Source organism: Ancylomarina sp. YFZ004 (assembly GCF_054254355.1).
Genome location: NZ_JBTCHQ010000012.1, coordinates 40,721 through 58,996 on the forward strand (window position 1 = coordinate 40,721; position 18,276 = coordinate 58,996).

The window sequence follows — 18,276 nt, forward strand, 5'->3', positions numbered from 1 at the left end:
GAGCGTACTTTGTCAGTCTGCCGTTAGGCGTGAAATAATTGTAACCACAGATAGCCAGCTAGGATCAGACTGACTTGATTCTTTTATTCGCTGATTAAATTTCAGGTGCTCATGAGCCCTTCGGGGTAGTCTACTTTTCTCATCTAAGGAGCATTGAAAATCATGAATTCCTTAATATGATATTACTCTATGAGTAAAAGTAGAAGCCTAGCGGCTTTAGCGAAACATAGCCAACAAATAACAATCGATTCTCATATCAGATGTTATCCTACGCCACCAAATTTAATTCATATTAGGTCGCCACTGCATTCAAAATGAGGTCACACACTCTCTATAGAAGACTTTAAATCCTGTAAGAGTGCTTTATATAAAGGATTCAGGAATTCAGCAACACCTTCTTTTTTTTCTAGTTCCCATGTCGTAGTCCACAATACAAATGAGGAATTATTCTCAGTAACAGGAAATACGGTCAATTCTCCTACATATCCGATAAGATTGTCTTTTGAAGCAACTCCTGGCCCATCATCTATGCTATAGCTAAACTTTTTTGCATGATTATCGAATGATAATAAGCTTTCATAAAAGCTATCATTCACAATTCTCTTAGCTCCAACTTCAAAAAAGGGTTTATTCCCTACAATTTCAACCTTAGTTATAATATTTCTTGCCCATGATAACTCATGAAAATTCCTCAACACATCCCACACTTTCTCAGCTGGGGCTTCGATCACGATTGAATTATAACATCCCATTTCAAATAAGTTAATTGGTTAATAAAATATAGTTAACGGCTAACACTTATAGGCGCACCGACATTCATATCATATCATTTTATTCCTCCAAAATTAATTCCCGTTAAATCAGCCATCTCTTTTTTCCATGTTGTAATATCAGTCTCATTAAACTGATTCAAATGCTTATGACCACAAGCACGTGCCATAACTTTCATCAATTCAGTAGAAGCTGAAAAGAAGTTGTATAGCTGAGCAGCCGACTTATCCACATCAATCAATTTACGCAGTTCAGGCTTTTGAGTTGCTACGCCAGCTGGACAATTATTGGTATGGCACATTCGCGCAGCAACACAACCGATTGATTGAATAGCTGAATTGGCCAAGGCAACACCATCAGCTCCCAAAGCCATTGCTTTTATAAAGTCATCGGGAACACGAAGTCCTCCTGTAATAATCAAGGTGACATCTTTTCTGTTGCGCTGATCAAGGTATTTACGGGCTCTTGCTAAGGCTGGAATGGTAGGTACTGAGATATTATCTCTAAAAATTAAGGGTGCAGCTCCTGTACCGCCTCCGCGACCATCAAGAATAATATAATCGGCAGAAGCATCAAGTGCAAATTGAATATCCTCTTCAATATGATTGGCAGATAGTTTAAACCCAATAGGAATTCCTCCTGTTATCTCACGAACCTTATTCGCGAAATTCTTAAAATCTTCTACGGTATGTAAATCGTCAAATGTTGGAGGCGAAACCGCTGGTGTTCCCTCAGCCAACTTTCTTACCTCAGCAATCTTTCCGACTACCTTATTGCCAGGCAGGTGTCCTCCAGTTCCTGTCTTGGCTCCCTGTCCACCTTTAAAGTGAAAAGCTTGTACACGCTTTAGCTTATCCCATTCAAATCCAAACTTAGCTGAAGCATATTCGTAAAAGTATTTGCTGTTAGCCTGCTGTTCTTCATCCAGCATACCGCCCTCACCCGAACATATTCCTGTTCCAGACAGCTCTGCTCCCTTTGATAAAGCCATCTTTGCTTCTTCAGACAAAGCACCAAAGCTCATATCTGAAACAAAAAGAGGAATATCTAATCGTAATGGTTTTTTTGCATTGGGACCAATAATCAGCTCTGTACCAACTTGAACATCTTCCATAAGAGGCTTTGTTGCCATTTGAGCTACCAATAGCTGAATATCTTTCCACTGAGGCAAGTCAGGACCAGGAACACCCATGGCATCTACTTCACCGTGGTGGCCTGTTTTAGATAAACCATCGCGAGCCAAAGCTTTTATATAAGCCAATGTCGGCTCTTCCTTTGTAGGCTCACCCAAGGCGGATTTCTTTTCTTCAGGCTTCTTATCTGAATCCTCATCCTTTAAACTCTTGTGCGTTCCATCGCAATAAGGCAGGTTTTTACTCTGCTTACACATACACAAATAGGCTTCTCCAGTTTCTTCAGGATTAAAGAATAAAGGCTTAAAAGAAGTGCTAATATGAGATCCGTCGCAAAAGGGTTGCGACTTTGATTCCCCACATGCACAAAAATACAAATCATCATCTTTCTGCAATTCAACGACTATAGGTTTCTTACCTGCTTGTTTTGGTTCACTCATCATTTTTCAGTTAAGTTTAGACTACACCTCAATTTAACAACTTATTCCCAATTACTTAGTACAATCTGAGTGAATTTCATCGAAGAAACTATTGATAAATATCAATGACATAAAAAAGAGCTGCAATTGGTGAATTGCAGCTCTTTTTATTATTCTTGTGTCTAGTCCTAAGATAGTATTTCTTTTCGTATAAGGCCATATTAGGATGACTACCTAAAGGAATACTCCAAGCTTATTTGGAGGTAGGTCTTCAATAAAAACTTCTTCACGCTTATAAAACTAAAGCATGAAAATACAATAGCCACAATCCAATGATTGTGGCTATTGTTTTTTATATGAATCAGCGCTATGGCTATTATCTTTAATCAGATACATTGTCTTTTTGACGACAGGGACAAAATTTCAACATGATTATGGCTACAAACATGAGCAGATAACCTGATATCAAAACCCACTTATTAAGTGCATACAGATCAAACAGATCAACGATTAAAATTAGGGCTCCTATTAAGGCCAATAGGTAGGGTATGTATTTCATATATGATTTTTTTAAGAACTCGAATATAATGAATTGGATTTTTCAACTCAAATTAAATCACCCTTTATTTTATTAAATCTATTGACTGATGATTGCTTTTGGAAGGCTTCTTTGATTCTTAATTAGAATTCCCACTCTTTGTTTTAATCAATATGATACCTGTACCACCTCGAATCCCATAAAAAGCAGCCTTACCATCTTTTACCACTTTTACACTCGCAATCTGGAATGTAGGTATATTCGGTATTGCTGTTGACTCTATCATTACGCCATCCAGTACGAATCTGGCAGCAGTAGAATTTTGAACAGAAGACACTCCCCTTATAACCACTTCTCCTTTTTCTATTTGCAAGGATGGAAATTCATTTTGGATGAGGTGCAGTACACTTGTATATTTTGAATAATCTTTAATATCAGACCTTTTCTTTAGTAATTCTTCAAATTCACTAACTTGAAGAATATGTCCTTTTTCAATCGCCATTTTTGAAGCCTCTGATGACTTCTTCAATCTCATTCTGGCAACCAACTGTTTGGCTTTCTTCTTTTTTACTTTGATGACTAATTTTTGGAACCCAGCTGCTGTTATAACAAGTTTATCTTTTTCATTACAAATACAAGTAAAACTACCATCCTGATCTGTTTTCACAGATGTTTCACTACCAGGCATCTTTACATTAGCATTAACAACTGGTACGATATTAAAAATTACAACTTTGCCTTTCACTTCTATTTTTTGGGCCAATAGAGTAAGATTGGAAAAAGCAAAAAACAGTAGGAACAGTAGGAACAGTAGGAACAGTACTAACTTATTTTTTTTCATCATCTAAAATTTAGAATTAAACAGTTTTGAATTTAATATAATTATTGTAATACAACAAATCAATTAAGATTAAACACACTCTTGCTAGCAAAGGATATTTTTCTGCTTTGCAGAGCACGAGCTACAAGATCGCGCTAGTGGAGTATTTCATTTCAACATGATTCATTTAAAATAAGATCCTTTGTCATCTCTTTATATTCTTGATGTGTGATAATTGACGCCTCTTTACCTTCTGCAATATTAGCCTGCATTTTCGTTAGCTTCGAGGGGCCAACATTTTCACCAGCTATTAAAAAATTTGTTTTCTTACCTATACCAGTGTCTACGTCAGCACCAAAATATTTTAATTCTTGAGCAATCGTTTTTTTATCAGCACTAGCAAATCCTGACACTACAACCTTTTTCATATAAAAAGGGTTCTCTTTGTTCTTAGCATTCTCAAAGTCAGGCTTAAAAACATCCCCTTTTAATCTTTCTCCATAAGAACTAGTACTTTTTTTCTTAGCTTTCCTTTTAACAGGATTAGCCTCTTCTATCTCATTCAATGGAAGTTTATTATTTTGATACAAGTCAAATATTTTTGCACATGCTTTTGCATCAGATAAAGCTTCGTGATGGTTTAATTCGATATGACATATTTGTGCAACTAAATTAAGTTTTGCATTTGTAATCCTATACGTACATTGCCAATCCAAATTCAAATCTTCATTTATTCCAGAATAATCCATAGCTTGTTCCAAACATGCTTTATCAGTAGAGAATGCATTATGTGCAACTAAAACATTTCCATTAACTCTCTTTTTTATTTCTGGGTACACATCAATAAACGAGGGAGCATTTCTAGTATGCTCAGGAGTTAGGCCATGTACTTTTGTAGTAAAATAATTATATTCATTATTGGGTGGCTGAATAAGAGTAGAATATTCATCTACTATATTACCGTCCTTATAAGAAACAATTCCTACCGAACACACACTCCCCTTAAACGGCATTGCATGTTCAAAATCTATTGCAACAAAATCCATTTTGTTCATAGTTATTTTAAGCTATCTATTAATTTTCTAGTTACAGTATCATTAATCTCATTACACCTATTCATAATGTGATTTAAGAATACTTCCTCACTAATAATTTGAAGGCTTTTAAATTTATAATTTCGTATACGCTTCTTTTCAGCTATAGAATAAACATTTAGTTTTTCATTTAATTCATTCAAGAGAAGATGATTATCATTTTCAATTATTTCACTAATTATTACATCAGATATGATTAAATAGTCTGCATCAATTGTAAGCTCCTTATCATCTCCCCATCCACCTAAATTGCCTATAATCTGAAATTCTTTATACTTACTGTCTCTAAGTTTCTCAGTGAAAATCACATTTTTATTATAAAAAGGATTGCTTTTACTATTCTTAGTAAACTTAAAGACTTGTTCTTTTATATACCCATAATTAACTATAAGCTCAGGCTCAGACTCAGACTCAGTTTTTTTTGACTCCTTACTTTCCTCGTCAAGGATTTGTGAAAAAAGATCCATTTTTTTTTATATGTTTTTGATTTGTTCTGTTTTATCCCCAGTTACCGTAAGGATTTATTACATGATTAGTTCCACGTTATTCAACTTTAAGGTGCAAGAGCTACAAGCTCTAGCTAGTGGACGCTTTTATCATATTCTTTCAATATTTTCATATCTCCATGATTTTACAATTGGAAGTAATTGATTAAAATCATTGTGATATAACATTTCTAACCCTTCTATCATTAAATTTTCACTCCAGCCATTTTCTTCATTACTTCGATATCTCAATAAATCTAATTTTTCAAAGCATTCCCTAGTGTTCTTGGTCAAGCCAGTTTTGTCATTCTTGTGTTTAAAATAGTTTGCAAGCTCAATAATTAGTCTTATTTGAGAAACATCGTTTGCTATCACCTTCGTGTTTTCAGAATAATATTGATAATTCTTTGTATAACCATCTGGTTTTATTTTAATAAAATCCGCACAACAACTATTAATATAATTTTGAAGACTAACCAAAACAACTCCATATATCAATTCTGTTTCTTCATAATAAGTATCACCTTCGTACCAGCTTATTTCTTCAAATTTCTGTTTGAAATTATCAAGAGCCTTATTAAAACCTTTAAACATTTCCATTAATGCCTCGTAACGATAATCGCCAACTAGTTTTAAATAATGGGTCTTTTTTTGAATAGTTTTCATTATTTCTGATTTGTATATTTTACAGCACGCATTGCATACAACGATTGTAAGTAAACGTCACTCGTTACCTTTATAACTATTATCCATTTACAACATTGTACGTTTACACATACTTAGGGTCGTGATAAAACACAATCTCATATGGAATTCATTCAAATTTATGAAAACTAGAGAGTAAACAATAAATAACTCAGAAGTAAAACAATAAGGGTACACAAAACGGAATAAATCTATATAATGATGAATAGTATTTCGACTTAGCTCAATAAGCATATTTCAGCATATGCATATTTCTTTATAGGAAGCCCTCCTCTAGATCTCATCTCTCCTTTTACTCCACTCAGTAAGCTAAATGGAGATCTTGCTGCAAACACTACTGTTTCACCAATATTCGACTTGCTCAATACATCGCTCCGATCAGTGTTTTGATAAGCCTAAAACGCAAAAGAGCTGCAATTCATGAATTGCAGCTCTTTTATAAATATTATGATTAATCCAATATGAGAATATTCATTCTTGAGTCATGCCCCATTGAGGTGACTCCTATTTTATTTTCCACCTCTAAGGTTGTATTCATATACAACGAGTTCGATATCACGGCTTTTATAGGTCTTATTTTTAATCTTTTCGGCAATAACCGGACAATCCTTAAAAAATTTCAATCCTGTTTTCCTAAGGCCTCTTCCCAGACCACTACCAACTTTTGTGACAGGTTCTACAAGGTGATTATCGTTCATGCAGATATAATAGCAAGTCGTTCCACCACCCATGGAAAAACCAAGCGAGACTCCCGTACCGCCCATACTTCCCATGCCTCCCATAGGCGTATTATTCTCAAAATATTCCGAATACAAGCTCATCTTTCCTTTCACACACAATTTCAAAAGCTTAGGACGCCTTACATGCTTCTTTTTTATCATTTTATAATGATAGGTATTCATCCCGAACCCCTCCTCTATCTTCAATACTTTGATATCTCGGAATGTATAAATACGTGCTTCACTGATCTTGCCTTTTCTGAATTTAACGGTTTGATCTGTTTTTATTCTGGCTAATCCTGTGAGTTTTTCTCCAGATCGAAGTGTAATAATGGCCTCTTTTTTCTGAGCAAAAACTGTGGAACTGATTAACGACAGTAATAAAATAATTAGATACTTTGGGGTATTCATATTGATTGAATTGTGAGTAGACTTATTGTTTCTGAATAATCATCACCCTTGCTGCAGGATCTTCAATTAATGACTTTTCAGCATAAGTAAGTTCCAAATCATTTATAAGCTTATCCTTACCTGGTGCTTGTATTATGAATATGATTAGAATCAATCCCGCGAATCCCAGAAAAATCAAATTACCTGTTAGCAAAAAAGAGATAATTGCAAAAAATACAGGCCCTTCTAATAAAGCCAGTCTAGCAATTGTAAGCGCACGATAATCATTTAATTTATCCGATAAATTTGGCTTCTCATTAGCAGCTATAAGTTTTGACTTTGTAATGAATATTCCTGCCGCAATACTACCAAAAGTAATTACCGATACCAGAATTAAAAAGATATCATTCAAATCTTCCATGCCATTAGATATAGGTGTGATGAAATTAATGATGTAGGCTAAAGTTGCAAATGCCAACTGCCCCAACAAAAGAGCTATATGAATGACTTTTAAAGACTTAAAATATTGTTTCGAAGTTTGTTCTTTTTCCTGCATTATTTTTTATTCCTTTTGTTTTATTCCTGTTTGAATATTTATCCCAATATCTACTCTACAGCTATAAACATATTCTTATAGCTTAAAACGACCTTATCAAACTTCTGTAAAAAGTCTGTCCCAAATATGCCATCTTCACACCAAGTATGTATAGCTGTTTCTGTGCTAACTTGAACCTGATTAAAATTAAACTCACGACCTTCAAGCTCAAACTTAGTCAGTGGTAATCGATATGATTTCTGGATAGAAATGCCTCCAAAACCACCAATACGAAGTGAATCGATCATTCCTAGCTTCTCTATACCTGGCTTATTTCGCTCGTAATAATGATGGGTCAAATAAGTTTGCACATTACCTGTATCAAAATGCATCAAGCAGGATTTTCCATTCAAGCTTAGTTTAAGATATGGTTGTCGATTTTTCATCACCAGGTTGTTGCCGCTCTTGGGTAAAACGGATAATTGAACTGGGAATATGATTTTCTTTTTCTTAGGAAGGAAAATCAGCTCATCTAAGGCATTAAAGATATCAGCTCCCAATACTGCAAAGTCATTCAATGTTGTATCTGTTACAATTTTGGGTACAACGTAAAAAATTGGGTTGTAACAGATGATCTCTCCAAGACGTATACTATCAGCTGTACCAATCCATGCCGTTCCTTTGCCTACGCCTACCATCGATATGGAATCGCCAATCTTGACTAGTCCAATTTCTTCAGCAGTGGCTTCAGACAATAAACTATACTTGGGACAACCTGTATCAAAGATCATCGATAAATCAGTATCATTTATCTTAGCATCTACCATTAAACTTTTACCTCTACCCGCTTTTTCGAGATAAAAGTCAATTTCACAATCCTTATCGGGACGTACAACTTTAAATGCTTTGGCTTTAGCTAAAGATCTATTAAGCTCCAACTTATTCTGAAGTATACCTCTGATTTGTCCTAAAGGGACTTCTTTAGTCTGCTCGATAAAAGATTGTAAAAGCTCAACAGAAGCCTTAAAATCGTATTTATTTTCAAATACATCTGCATAGAGATACATGAAGTTAGCAATGGTGTTTATTCCCATTTGAGCCTGATAGTTTTCATTGCTCAATAAGCTCTCTAAAGCTTTGATTCCTTTATCAGGCTGATTAAATGAAACGGCAAGCATAGCTTCCGACATACTATCAAGCATAGGAATGATACTATCCTTAAGGAGTTCATGCTGCTTTTGCAATTCAAACATATCATCACCTCCTATCAACTGACCAATTAATTCATTGGGAGACTGAGCTTGTATGGATTGACAAAAAATGAATAAATATATTGATACTAAACTAATCGTGTATGAAATTTTCCTCCTCATCATTAAGATTATTTATAAGACATGAGATGCCAGTATTTTCTGAACATCATAAACATTCACTGACTTATTAAATTGTTTTCTAATACTAGGTTCGAGTTCACTAGAGACCCAAATCTTCAATTCTGCATCCAAATCAAAGGTGCCATTCGTCTCAACACTAAACCTGGAAATGCTTTTATAGGAAATTGATTTATATTCTGTCTTACTACCTGTAATACCTTGTTTATCTATTAATATCAATCGCTTAGTCGTAAAAATGAATGTATCTCGAATAAGTTTAAATCCCAATTCTATCGTTTCGCCATCAATAAGTAATTGATTGTATTTCTTAAGTAATTCTTCTTGACTTACTTCGCCTGCATTTCCAATAATTGCTGATAATAGTCCCATATTTATTTTATTAAATTTCCTATTCTTTCATTTATTTGCATCTCGCTTATTCACCTGTTTACTAGACTCCGTCTTCCAGGATTTGAAGCTTAAAATCTAATTACCGTAAAGAAGTTTTAAACGCTTCATTGCTCCTATTGATAAAGGAATTGCAAATACACATGCAGCCACAACAGCAGCTATATAGCTTATAATATTCTCACTTGAAAATAGAGAGCTCATGAAAAAATCGTATGATTCCATTTCCATTGCTCTTTTTGCTAACATGCCAACAAAAGCACCCAATGATAGAGCAAACATCGCTTTAAGTATAACTGAGCTAATCTTCGCATTTTTCATTTTAGCCCAATTGTTAGTTTCTCTTCTCACTCGAATTTTATCATTTAATGAGATGATTATATAGACCATGCCACCCAAAGTACTACCGACTAAACATGAAAAAAGAAAAGCTAATGTTTCTTTCTCAAACAGTAAACTCAAATCAATCTTCTGATTTAATAAAGATTGTGTTAGAAATTGATAAACAAATACAGCTAATATAATTCCTAACAAGAAATATTGAGCCAGATATAAATACTTCGATTGCGTAATTTTAGTCCACATACTTTCATTTTTAAATTAACATGATCCCAAATTTATGAAAAGAATATAATAAACAATATAAAGAACAAGCAAATACATAGAAGTAGGTATAAAATAGAATTTGTCTACTTATTTTAAGCTTATAAAAAAAGGAGTAGACTTTACAAAGTCTACTCCTCATCACTCAATATAACTAACCAACTATTAATTCTCTTTTAACTCTCTTTCAAACTTTTATTATTAAAAATAAGCTTCTCACCTTTCAAATCTATTGATATCGTATTATTTGAAATCAGTCTTCCTGATAGAATTTCTTTAGATAACTGATTCAATATGACTCTTTGAATAACCCGCTTAATTGGTCTGGCTCCAAACTGAGGTTCGAAACCAATCTTAGCCAAGTATGAAATAAGCGCATCACTCAATTCAAGGTTGATGTCTTTTTTCGCCAAGCTTGCTTTTAGTGCATTGATTTGAAGCAGAACAATCTCTTCAACTTCCTCAAGATTCAGAGGCGTAAACATGACCGTTTCATCTATTCTATTTAAGAATTCAGGTCGAACGCTTTGCTTCAAAAGCTTAAGTACCTCAAGTTTTGTTTCATCTAATATGCCCATTCGCTTAGTCATATCAATATTCTCCATTCTATCTTGAATGATATGAGCTCCCATATTCGAAGTCATAATAATAATGGTATTCCTAAAGTCAGCCACACGCCCTTTATTGTCAGTCAAACGTCCTTCATCAAGCACTTGCAAAAGGATATTGAAAGTATCGGGGTGTGCTTTCTCAATCTCATCAAGCAAAACAACTGAATAAGGTTTGCGACGAACGGCTTCGGTCAATTGCCCACCTTCTTCATAACCCACATATCCCGGAGGCGCTCCTACCAATCGGCTTACAGCATGTCTCTCCTGATATTCACTCATATCAATACGTGTCAGCGCATTCACATCATTAAACAAGTACTCAGCCAATGTTTTAGCCAACTCTGTTTTACCAACCCCTGTTGTTCCCAAGAATAAGAAGCTTCCTATAGGGCGACGACTATCTTGCAAATCAGCACGAGAACGACGAACCGCGTCAGACACCAATTCAATGGCCTCATCTTGTCCCACCACACTCTTATGTAACTCATCTTCCAAAGTCAATAATTTTTCTCTATCGCTTTGCAACATTTTAGAAACAGGAATCCCCGTCCATTTTGCTACAACCTCAGCAATATCTTCACTGGTCACTTCCTCTTTAATTAAAGCATTATCCTGATTAGCTGCTAAATCATTTTTAAGCTGATTCAAGAGTTCCTCATCCTCTTTAATTTTCCCGTATCGAAGTTCAGCAACAAGTCCAAAATCACCATCGCGTTCGGCTCTATCAGCCCTTTGTTTGTGGTCCTCAATTTGAGCTTTTACATGTTGAACTTTATCAACCAAATCTTTTTCCAATCGCCACTTGGCATAAATACCTTTTCGGTTTTCCTTAAGATCGGCTAGTTCTTTCTTTATTTTAGAATTCTTTGCTTGATCTTTCTCACGTTTAATAGCTTCCAGTTCAATTTCGAATTGCATAATTTTACGATCAAAAACATCCAACTCTTCAGGCTTGGAATCGATTTCCATTCGCAACTTGGCTGCCGATTCATCCATTAAGTCGATAGCCTTATCTGGCAAGAAACGATCAGTAATATAGCGTTGCGACAATTCAACCGCAGCTATTATAGCCGCATCTTGGATTCTCACTTTATGATAGCTTTCATACTTATCCTTAATCCCTCTAAGAATAGAGATGGCACTTTCTCGATTAGGTTCACTAATCATAACCTTTTGGAAACGACGCTCCAAAGCCTTATCCTTTTCAAAATATTTTTGGTACTCATCTAAAGTTGTTGCTCCTATAGCACGTAATTCACCACGGGCCAGAGCTGGCTTTAATATATTAGCAGCATCCATAGCTCCTTGACCGCCACCAGCACCTACAAGTGTGTGAATTTCGTCTATAAAAAGAACAATTTTTCCATCTTCTGCAATTACCTCTTTTATAACAGCCTTTAACCTTTCCTCAAACTCACCCTTGTATTTCGCTCCGGCAATTAAAGCACCCATATCCAAGGAATAAATGATTTTATCCTTCAGATTATCTGGAATATCTCCCTTCACCAAACGGTGAGCTAAACCTTCAGCAATAGCCGTTTTTCCCGTACCGGGTTCTCCGATCAGCATGGGGTTATTCTTAGTTCTTCGCGAAAGGATTTGTAAAATCCTTCTGATTTCTTCGTCGCGACCAATCACAGGATCCAATTTACCATCATTGGCAAGCTTATTTAGGTTTCGCGCATATTTATCGAGGGTATTATAGTTATCTTCCTGTGATTGCGAAGTCACATTTTGTCCTTTACGCAACTCATTAATCGCTGCAGAAAGATTACTCTCATTAATCCCACTATCTTTCATCAAACGAGAGATCGAATCATTAGCTTTCAAAATGGCCAAAAGAAGATGTTCAATTGAAATATACTCATCTTTCATTTTCTTAGCCACATTCGCCGCATCGTTTAAGCTTTTATTAGCTTCACGCGACAAAACCAATTCACCCCCCTGTACTTTGGCAAAGCTTTGAATAACATGATCGAGAGTTTTCTGAAAGAGGTCAGCATTAATACCAATCTTTTTTAAGATAAAGGGTAATACATTTTCATCGAGCTCAAAAATGGCTTTTAGTATATGTGCATTTTCTATCTGTGGGTTTTCATAGCCCTGAGCAATTTGCTGGGCAAGCTGTATCGCTTCCTGCGACTTTATGGTATATTGATTAAAATTCATAGTCTAATCATTTAGTGTTAAATATTATTCGACAAATAAGCAATCAAATCTCATACCTCTTTCAAAACTAAGCCATCTTGACAGAAATCAAGACAAACTGTATGACATAATAACAGATAATGAGTGAGATAGCATGCTAAAACTGCATAAGAAAAGGTGTAGCCATTAGACTACACCTTTTTCGTTTGAAATAATATTCCAACTTACGCAAACAATACTAAGAAAAGGCTATTATTTTATTCTGCTCGTAGTCAATTTGATATCAGCAGTTGACCAAACAATACTTAGTTTTTTATCAACTTCGGATACACCTTTTTTATCCTTAAGTTTTAAATAGGCTAGCTTTAGACCATGTAAAGCCCATCCATTTTTTGGCAAGCGTTCCAGATCTTCTTTAAATGTTTGTATTGCATCTTCATACTTTTCTGCTTCAATCTGAACCGCTCCTAAATGATGACGAACTGAAAAGAACCAATCAGGCGGTTCATTGTAATTTAAACCATCTTCAATTACCGCCGCCTCTTTTAGCAACACTATACTTTCTAGATAATTTGACTCACTAGACAGAATTTCAGCTTTCAAGACTCTTTTAGCTATTTGCAAAAGTACATCTACAGAATTAATGTCCCATATAGTGATCTTATTCAAACTTTCATCTTCCGAATAATTCTCTAATGCAAGCAATTCATTTTTAGCACTTACAATATCTCTTAAACCAAGAAAGGCCATCCCACGAGCATAATGTCTAACTGCCTCAGGATATTTTAAGGATGGGGCTTCATTCTTCAGATCAAGAATTTCTTTCCATTTCCCAAATTTCACATACACATAATAGGGAATTGTATAATAATGCTGAATGGTTCCCCAACCAGGTAATTTCATCAACTGTAGATTAGAATGCTCTGAAACTTTATTCGAGGCTTTTATTGCCCATTTACTATTCCCCTCCAGAGTGGCAGTTGCTGCCATAAAATGATAATTGTGAGGAAAGTATGCCAATGGATAAGCACCTTGAGCATTACATGCTGTCACATAAACACGATCCACTTCAACTGCCCTAATATTAGATAGAGTCCCTTTATGGTAATCTCCTGTACGAATATAAATATGAGATGGCATATGTATCAAATGACCAGCACCTGGAACCAATCCTTCATCAAACAATTGAGAACTATATAATCCTTTCTCTGGTTCAGCTGACGCTTCTACAGCATGAATATAAAAATGGTGAGCTCCAGGATGTTTAGTGTCGATCTGAAATACACTCTCAAGGGTTGAAATTATTTCAGGTGTCCACTCCCTGGCATTACCAGCTTTATCCCATAAATCCCAGGGATGTAAATTCATTAAAGATTCAGCATATAAAGAACCGATATCAGCATCATCTGGAAAATTTATAAAAACAGCTTTCATTGCTTTAGAATAAGCAATATCTAAAGGCCTCCTATTTTCAATAGCGCCACTCACATATCGTTCTGACAAGGCATGAATGAGTGCTTTTTCTTTTGCTGATGCATGATTAGATAGTTTTATTGCTTTCTGAATCGCGTTATACGCCCTTTCATAATTATCTGATTCCATTCCAGCATTATAATTAGGTCCCAAAACATAGGCGAATCCCCAATATGCCATTGCACAATCCGGATCAAGTTTCGTAGCATAATAAAATGACCGAGCAGCCTCTGCATGATTAAATCCATATGATAAGACCAAACCTTGATTAAAATACGCTTGAGCTAAACTATTCTTGGTTGTAATGGGAAAATGCAAGACATCAAGGCCTTCAATTATTGGTGCTCTATTATCGAAATCGTACCACGCTTTATCCGTCGTAATAGGAGCACACAAGATATACTGACGTTGGGACGCATCATTCAATTTATTCAACTTGCCTTTACAGCCTGTTAAAAAGAAAATGGCAATTATGACAAGACTCTGGTATCTGATATTCATATCACTAATAATAATTGTACAGTATCCTTAGATTTTACTAGCTTGTATTTGCAATAATAGTAAGTAGTTATAGACCACCATTTTCATAAAAGGCACCTATTAGTATTCACAAAAAAGGTATAGCCTACCGACAATACCTTTTATGCATTTCGATTCAAATCGTCATCATCATTTTCGATACGCACCCCCTCTCAATCCCCACTTTCTGGTTCTCAGAGATGGATTTAACAAATGTCTCCTTGCGTGTATAAGACTCAAAATCAGTCAGGATTTTTCAAATCTCATATATATCGAATATGAATTCTGTTTCTATCAGTTTTATTTAGATTAAAAATCAGAAAATTGTTTTTCAACTGCTTTAGGTGATTCAAAATAGGCTTTACCAACCTCGCTTGACATGGAATCAGGAAAGATATCCTCTACACCAGCTTGCAAGCCCTTTATAATATTCTCAGCCACATTTCCAGGGCTATCTTTCGCCATATCTAAATCCTTTGTCATCTCAGTATCTATAGGACCAGGATAGACTCCAGTGACCAGAATATTCGAATCTTTCAGTTCGCCTCTTAAACCTTGAATAATACTGTGAACCGCAGCCTTCGAAGCACAATAAGTCAAACCCATAGGCATACTTGCCAAACCGATAATGGATGAAACGCTCGCGATAGCAGCAAATTCTTGTTTCTTTAAAGTCCCAAGAAAAGCATTAGTCAATTTAACTAGCCCCAATACATTCACATCGAAATTGATTTGAAGACTTTCAAGGAGATTCCCATTTAAGAAATTTCCAACCGAAAAAATGCCCGCATTATTTATAAGGATTTCTACATCTGTGGCTAAATAAGCCGCATTGGCAATTGATTCATCATTTGTAACATCCAATTCCACAGGAACCAGCCGATCTCCATAGCATGACTTTAGACTATTTAAAGTATTGATATCTCTTGCTCCTGCATAAACTTTTTTAGCCCCATGTTCTAATAGGGCTATCGTAACTGCTTTTCCAATTCCTCTATTCGAACCACTTACAAAAGCAATCTTTCCTTCAATTTTCATTTTTTTCATAAGGAACTTATTTTTTAATGGCTAAATGATATTAATGAGCCTCATCAAAGCCAAGCATCCATTGAATACCAAACTTGTCGACTAACATACCGAAGTAAGAACCCCAAAAAGTTGTATCCATAGCCATAATAACTTTTCCATCAGCAGATAATTTATTAAAGAATTCATCTGCAGCCGCTTTACTATCAGCAGAAATAGATACTGAGAAATTATTCCCTTGATTAAATTTCTTAGCCCATTCGCCACTCGTATCACTACCCATTAGAACCGTTTCCTTGCTAATTGGTAAAGAAACATGCATCACCTTGTCTTTATCCTCATTACCGATTGGACAATTAGGATTTTCAGGCATATCAGCAAATTTGGCTATATGCGCATATTCCCCACCAAAAACTGATTTGTAAAAAAGAAAGGCCTCTTCACAGTTACCATTAAAAGTTAGATACGTGTTAATTGTAGTCATACAATAAGTATTTAATTATATCGATTCAGCAAATTCTTTAAAATTGACTAGGTATTTACAGGTTTCTTTTTTGAACATTCCAGGCATAAAAAAGATCATTATCTTCAAAAAACCAGAGCATCTAAACTCATTTACAGATTTCCATAGGGTTTTATTTTCATCAATTTCGATAAAATGGTTTTGCACATGATTCCACACGCCTTTGGCTTCATAGGTTCCAGAAAATTCATTGGGGAAATTCTTACAAGTGATGGTCTCAATCATCTCGACTTCACGTTTTCCCATCTTATAATACAATTTGGACTTGGCTCCAACTTCGCCAGGCTCACCACTCAAATGTTCAAAATGTACAAGTCCTGGCTGCCAATGTTTCATATTATCAGGATTGTCAAAGAGTCTGATAACGATCTCACGAGAGAGATTAATGTCAACTTCTACTTCATATTTCATCCTATCAATTTTTTAAGAATAAAAACTTTTAATAGGCGTAGGTAGCGCTTCTAACGATTCTAGAAACTAGATTACCCAATTTATGAAAATTTAAGATAGCAATCAAAATAATTCGGACATAGACATCTTTTTTTATTAAAATTTAAAGAATTTAAAACAAAAAAAAAGCTGCACCTTAGGGTACAGCTACTTATTAATTCGATTGACTATCTACAAATGCTACTTAATTAATCTTTTTATAAGATTAAAGAAAAGTTCTAATGTCGGATTTAATGCTGCTTCATCTATATCGAAATCTGGTGTATGATGTTCTAAATTCTTACCATGTATTGAAGCACCTACACCTATAAAACTAGCCTTTCCTCCTCTAGCCTGTACGTCTTTCATAAGGGAAGTAAAATCCTCACTCCCTCTGTTTTGCTTATCTGATAATATCACATCCGTAAAGTCATTTATATTATTTGCTTCGTCTCTTATCTGTATTGCAAGAGAATTATCACCACAAGCTGCAGAAGCTTCCCCAACTTTTTTAATCTCAAATGAGCAGCCCTGTTTGTGAGCTGAAGCTTTCACAATGCCCTCTAGCTTATCAAGCAACTCCTTCTCCCCTGTTTGACTATCTGCTCTTAGCTCAATTTCCAATTTAGCCCTATCAGCTATAATATTACGAGCTGTTCCTCCTTCAATACGTCCGACATTCACTCGTCTCAATCCTTCTCCAATAAATTGAATCTCATTTAAAGCAACAATTGTATTGGAGGCAGCCAGAATCGCATTATTCCCTTTTTCAGGACAAATACCTGCATGTGCAGCTTTTCCATAAAAGGTCACATCCAATTTATCGGTAGCCACAGTTCCATTTTGCGAACAAACCACTTTACCCAAAGGCATATTACTCCACAAATGGGCTGCCAATAGGTAGTCAACATCCTTTAAAAAGCCAGATTTCACAATTGATGCTGCGCCTCGTACACCTTCTTCTGCTGGCTGAAATAAAAGGATATAGTTTCCCTTGAGCTGACTAGCATACTTAGCTAAATAATGGGCCAAGCCTAGACCAATAGCCATATGTGTATCATGCCCACAAGCATGCATAACACCCCTTGATTCTGACGCAAAACCTGCTTGATTGGGAAAATGATTTTTCGCATTAGATTCTAATATCGGTAAGGCATCCATATCAACACGAATAGCAACACAAGGCCCATCCCCACATTTAAAAATACCAGCAACAGCCGTCGCATTATTGGCAAATTTCCGCATTTTTTCGGAACCAAATATCTTCTCTGCCTTTTCAAAGGCAAGTTGACTATCTTGCTCAGAAGGCAGCCCCATTAGATTATCAACAGACATGACTTCAGCACCTCTTTTCACTTCGAAACCTAAATCTAATAACTCATCAGCAATAAATGCTGCAGTACAATATTCTAGCCAGCCTAATTCAGGATTTGCATGAAAACATCTTCGGTATGCTATGATTTTTTGCTCTATAGAATGATTCATTTCCTTATATATATGGAGGTATTACCTTATTGAAACTAAATACAAAGTAAAATAATCTATCAGAATTAT

General features: G+C 35.4%; 18 protein-coding genes. All 18 read right to left on the minus strand.

Going from position 1 to position 18,276, the window contains the following annotated elements; all coding sequences use genetic code 11:
* Positions 1-320 precede the first annotated feature (320 nt).
* The 18 genes from ACXR6G_RS16670 to ACXR6G_RS16755 all read right to left on the minus strand — a co-directional run bounded on the left by ACXR6G_RS16670 (position 321) and on the right by ACXR6G_RS16755 (position 18,207).
* On the minus strand, positions 321-752 hold the full coding sequence (locus tag ACXR6G_RS16670) for an SRPBCC family protein (protein WP_458362582.1): 432 nt from the start codon (positions 750-752) through the stop codon (positions 321-323).
* 74 nt (positions 753-826) lie between these two features.
* Positions 827-2,347, minus strand: a complete 1,521-nt coding sequence (locus ACXR6G_RS16675; RefSeq protein WP_458362583.1) for a glutamate synthase-related protein — start codon at positions 2,345-2,347, stop codon at positions 827-829.
* A 358-nt stretch (positions 2,348-2,705) separates the two neighbouring features.
* Positions 2,706-2,882 (minus strand): hypothetical protein, encoded by a 177-nt coding sequence (locus ACXR6G_RS16680; protein ID WP_458362584.1) that lies wholly within the window; start codon positions 2,880-2,882, stop codon positions 2,706-2,708.
* A 118-nt stretch (positions 2,883-3,000) separates the two neighbouring features.
* Positions 3,001-3,702, minus strand: a complete 702-nt coding sequence (locus ACXR6G_RS16685) for a carboxypeptidase-like regulatory domain-containing protein (protein ID WP_458362585.1) — start codon at positions 3,700-3,702, stop codon at positions 3,001-3,003.
* 152 nt (positions 3,703-3,854) lie between these two features.
* Complete coding sequence (locus ACXR6G_RS16690) at positions 3,855-4,727, minus strand: exonuclease domain-containing protein (RefSeq protein WP_458362586.1); 873 nt, start codon at positions 4,725-4,727, stop codon at positions 3,855-3,857.
* 11 nt (positions 4,728-4,738) lie between these two features.
* Entirely contained in the window at positions 4,739-5,242 is a 504-nt protein-coding gene (locus ACXR6G_RS16695; RefSeq protein WP_458362587.1) for a hypothetical protein, read from the minus strand.
* 129 nt (positions 5,243-5,371) lie between these two features.
* Positions 5,372-5,926, minus strand: a complete 555-nt coding sequence (locus ACXR6G_RS16700; RefSeq protein ID WP_458362588.1) for a hypothetical protein — start codon at positions 5,924-5,926, stop codon at positions 5,372-5,374.
* 548 nt (positions 5,927-6,474) lie between these two features.
* The gene (locus ACXR6G_RS16705) at positions 6,475-7,095 is read right to left on the minus strand and encodes a hypothetical protein (RefSeq protein WP_458362589.1); all 621 of its coding nucleotides are present in this window, start codon (positions 7,093-7,095) and stop codon (positions 6,475-6,477) included.
* A 22-nt stretch (positions 7,096-7,117) separates the two neighbouring features.
* Positions 7,118-7,630: a hypothetical protein gene (locus ACXR6G_RS16710; protein ID WP_458362590.1), complete on the minus strand. Its 513-nt coding sequence runs from the start codon at positions 7,628-7,630 to the stop codon at positions 7,118-7,120.
* Positions 7,631-7,680: 50 nt separating this feature from the next.
* The gene (locus ACXR6G_RS16715; RefSeq protein ID WP_458362591.1) at positions 7,681-8,985 is read right to left on the minus strand and encodes a retropepsin-like aspartic protease; all 1,305 of its coding nucleotides are present in this window, start codon (positions 8,983-8,985) and stop codon (positions 7,681-7,683) included.
* Positions 8,986-8,994: 9 nt separating this feature from the next.
* Complete coding sequence (locus ACXR6G_RS16720; RefSeq protein WP_458362592.1) at positions 8,995-9,372, minus strand: PH domain-containing protein; 378 nt, start codon at positions 9,370-9,372, stop codon at positions 8,995-8,997.
* 96 nt (positions 9,373-9,468) lie between these two features.
* Complete coding sequence (locus ACXR6G_RS16725; protein ID WP_458362593.1) at positions 9,469-9,975, minus strand: hypothetical protein; 507 nt, start codon at positions 9,973-9,975, stop codon at positions 9,469-9,471.
* Between the two features lie 194 nt (positions 9,976-10,169).
* Positions 10,170-12,773 carry an ATP-dependent chaperone ClpB gene (gene clpB / locus ACXR6G_RS16730; protein ID WP_458362594.1) on the minus strand — a complete coding sequence of 868 codons (2,604 nt, stop codon included), beginning with the start codon at positions 12,771-12,773 and terminating at the stop codon, positions 10,170-10,172.
* 231 nt (positions 12,774-13,004) lie between these two features.
* Entirely contained in the window at positions 13,005-14,726 is a 1,722-nt protein-coding gene (locus ACXR6G_RS16735) for a hypothetical protein (protein ID WP_458362595.1), read from the minus strand.
* A 327-nt stretch (positions 14,727-15,053) separates the two neighbouring features.
* Complete coding sequence (locus tag ACXR6G_RS16740) at positions 15,054-15,791, minus strand: SDR family oxidoreductase (RefSeq protein WP_458362596.1); 738 nt, start codon at positions 15,789-15,791, stop codon at positions 15,054-15,056.
* Between the two features lie 31 nt (positions 15,792-15,822).
* Positions 15,823-16,254 carry a VOC family protein gene (locus ACXR6G_RS16745; RefSeq protein WP_458362597.1) on the minus strand — a complete coding sequence of 144 codons (432 nt, stop codon included), beginning with the start codon at positions 16,252-16,254 and terminating at the stop codon, positions 15,823-15,825.
* Between the two features lie 15 nt (positions 16,255-16,269).
* Positions 16,270-16,704, minus strand: coding sequence for an SRPBCC family protein (locus ACXR6G_RS16750; RefSeq protein WP_458362598.1), 435 nt, complete (start codon positions 16,702-16,704; stop codon positions 16,270-16,272).
* A 219-nt stretch (positions 16,705-16,923) separates the two neighbouring features.
* Entirely contained in the window at positions 16,924-18,207 is a 1,284-nt protein-coding gene (locus ACXR6G_RS16755; protein WP_458362599.1) for an amidohydrolase, read from the minus strand.
* Between the last annotated feature and the right edge of the window lie 69 nt (positions 18,208-18,276).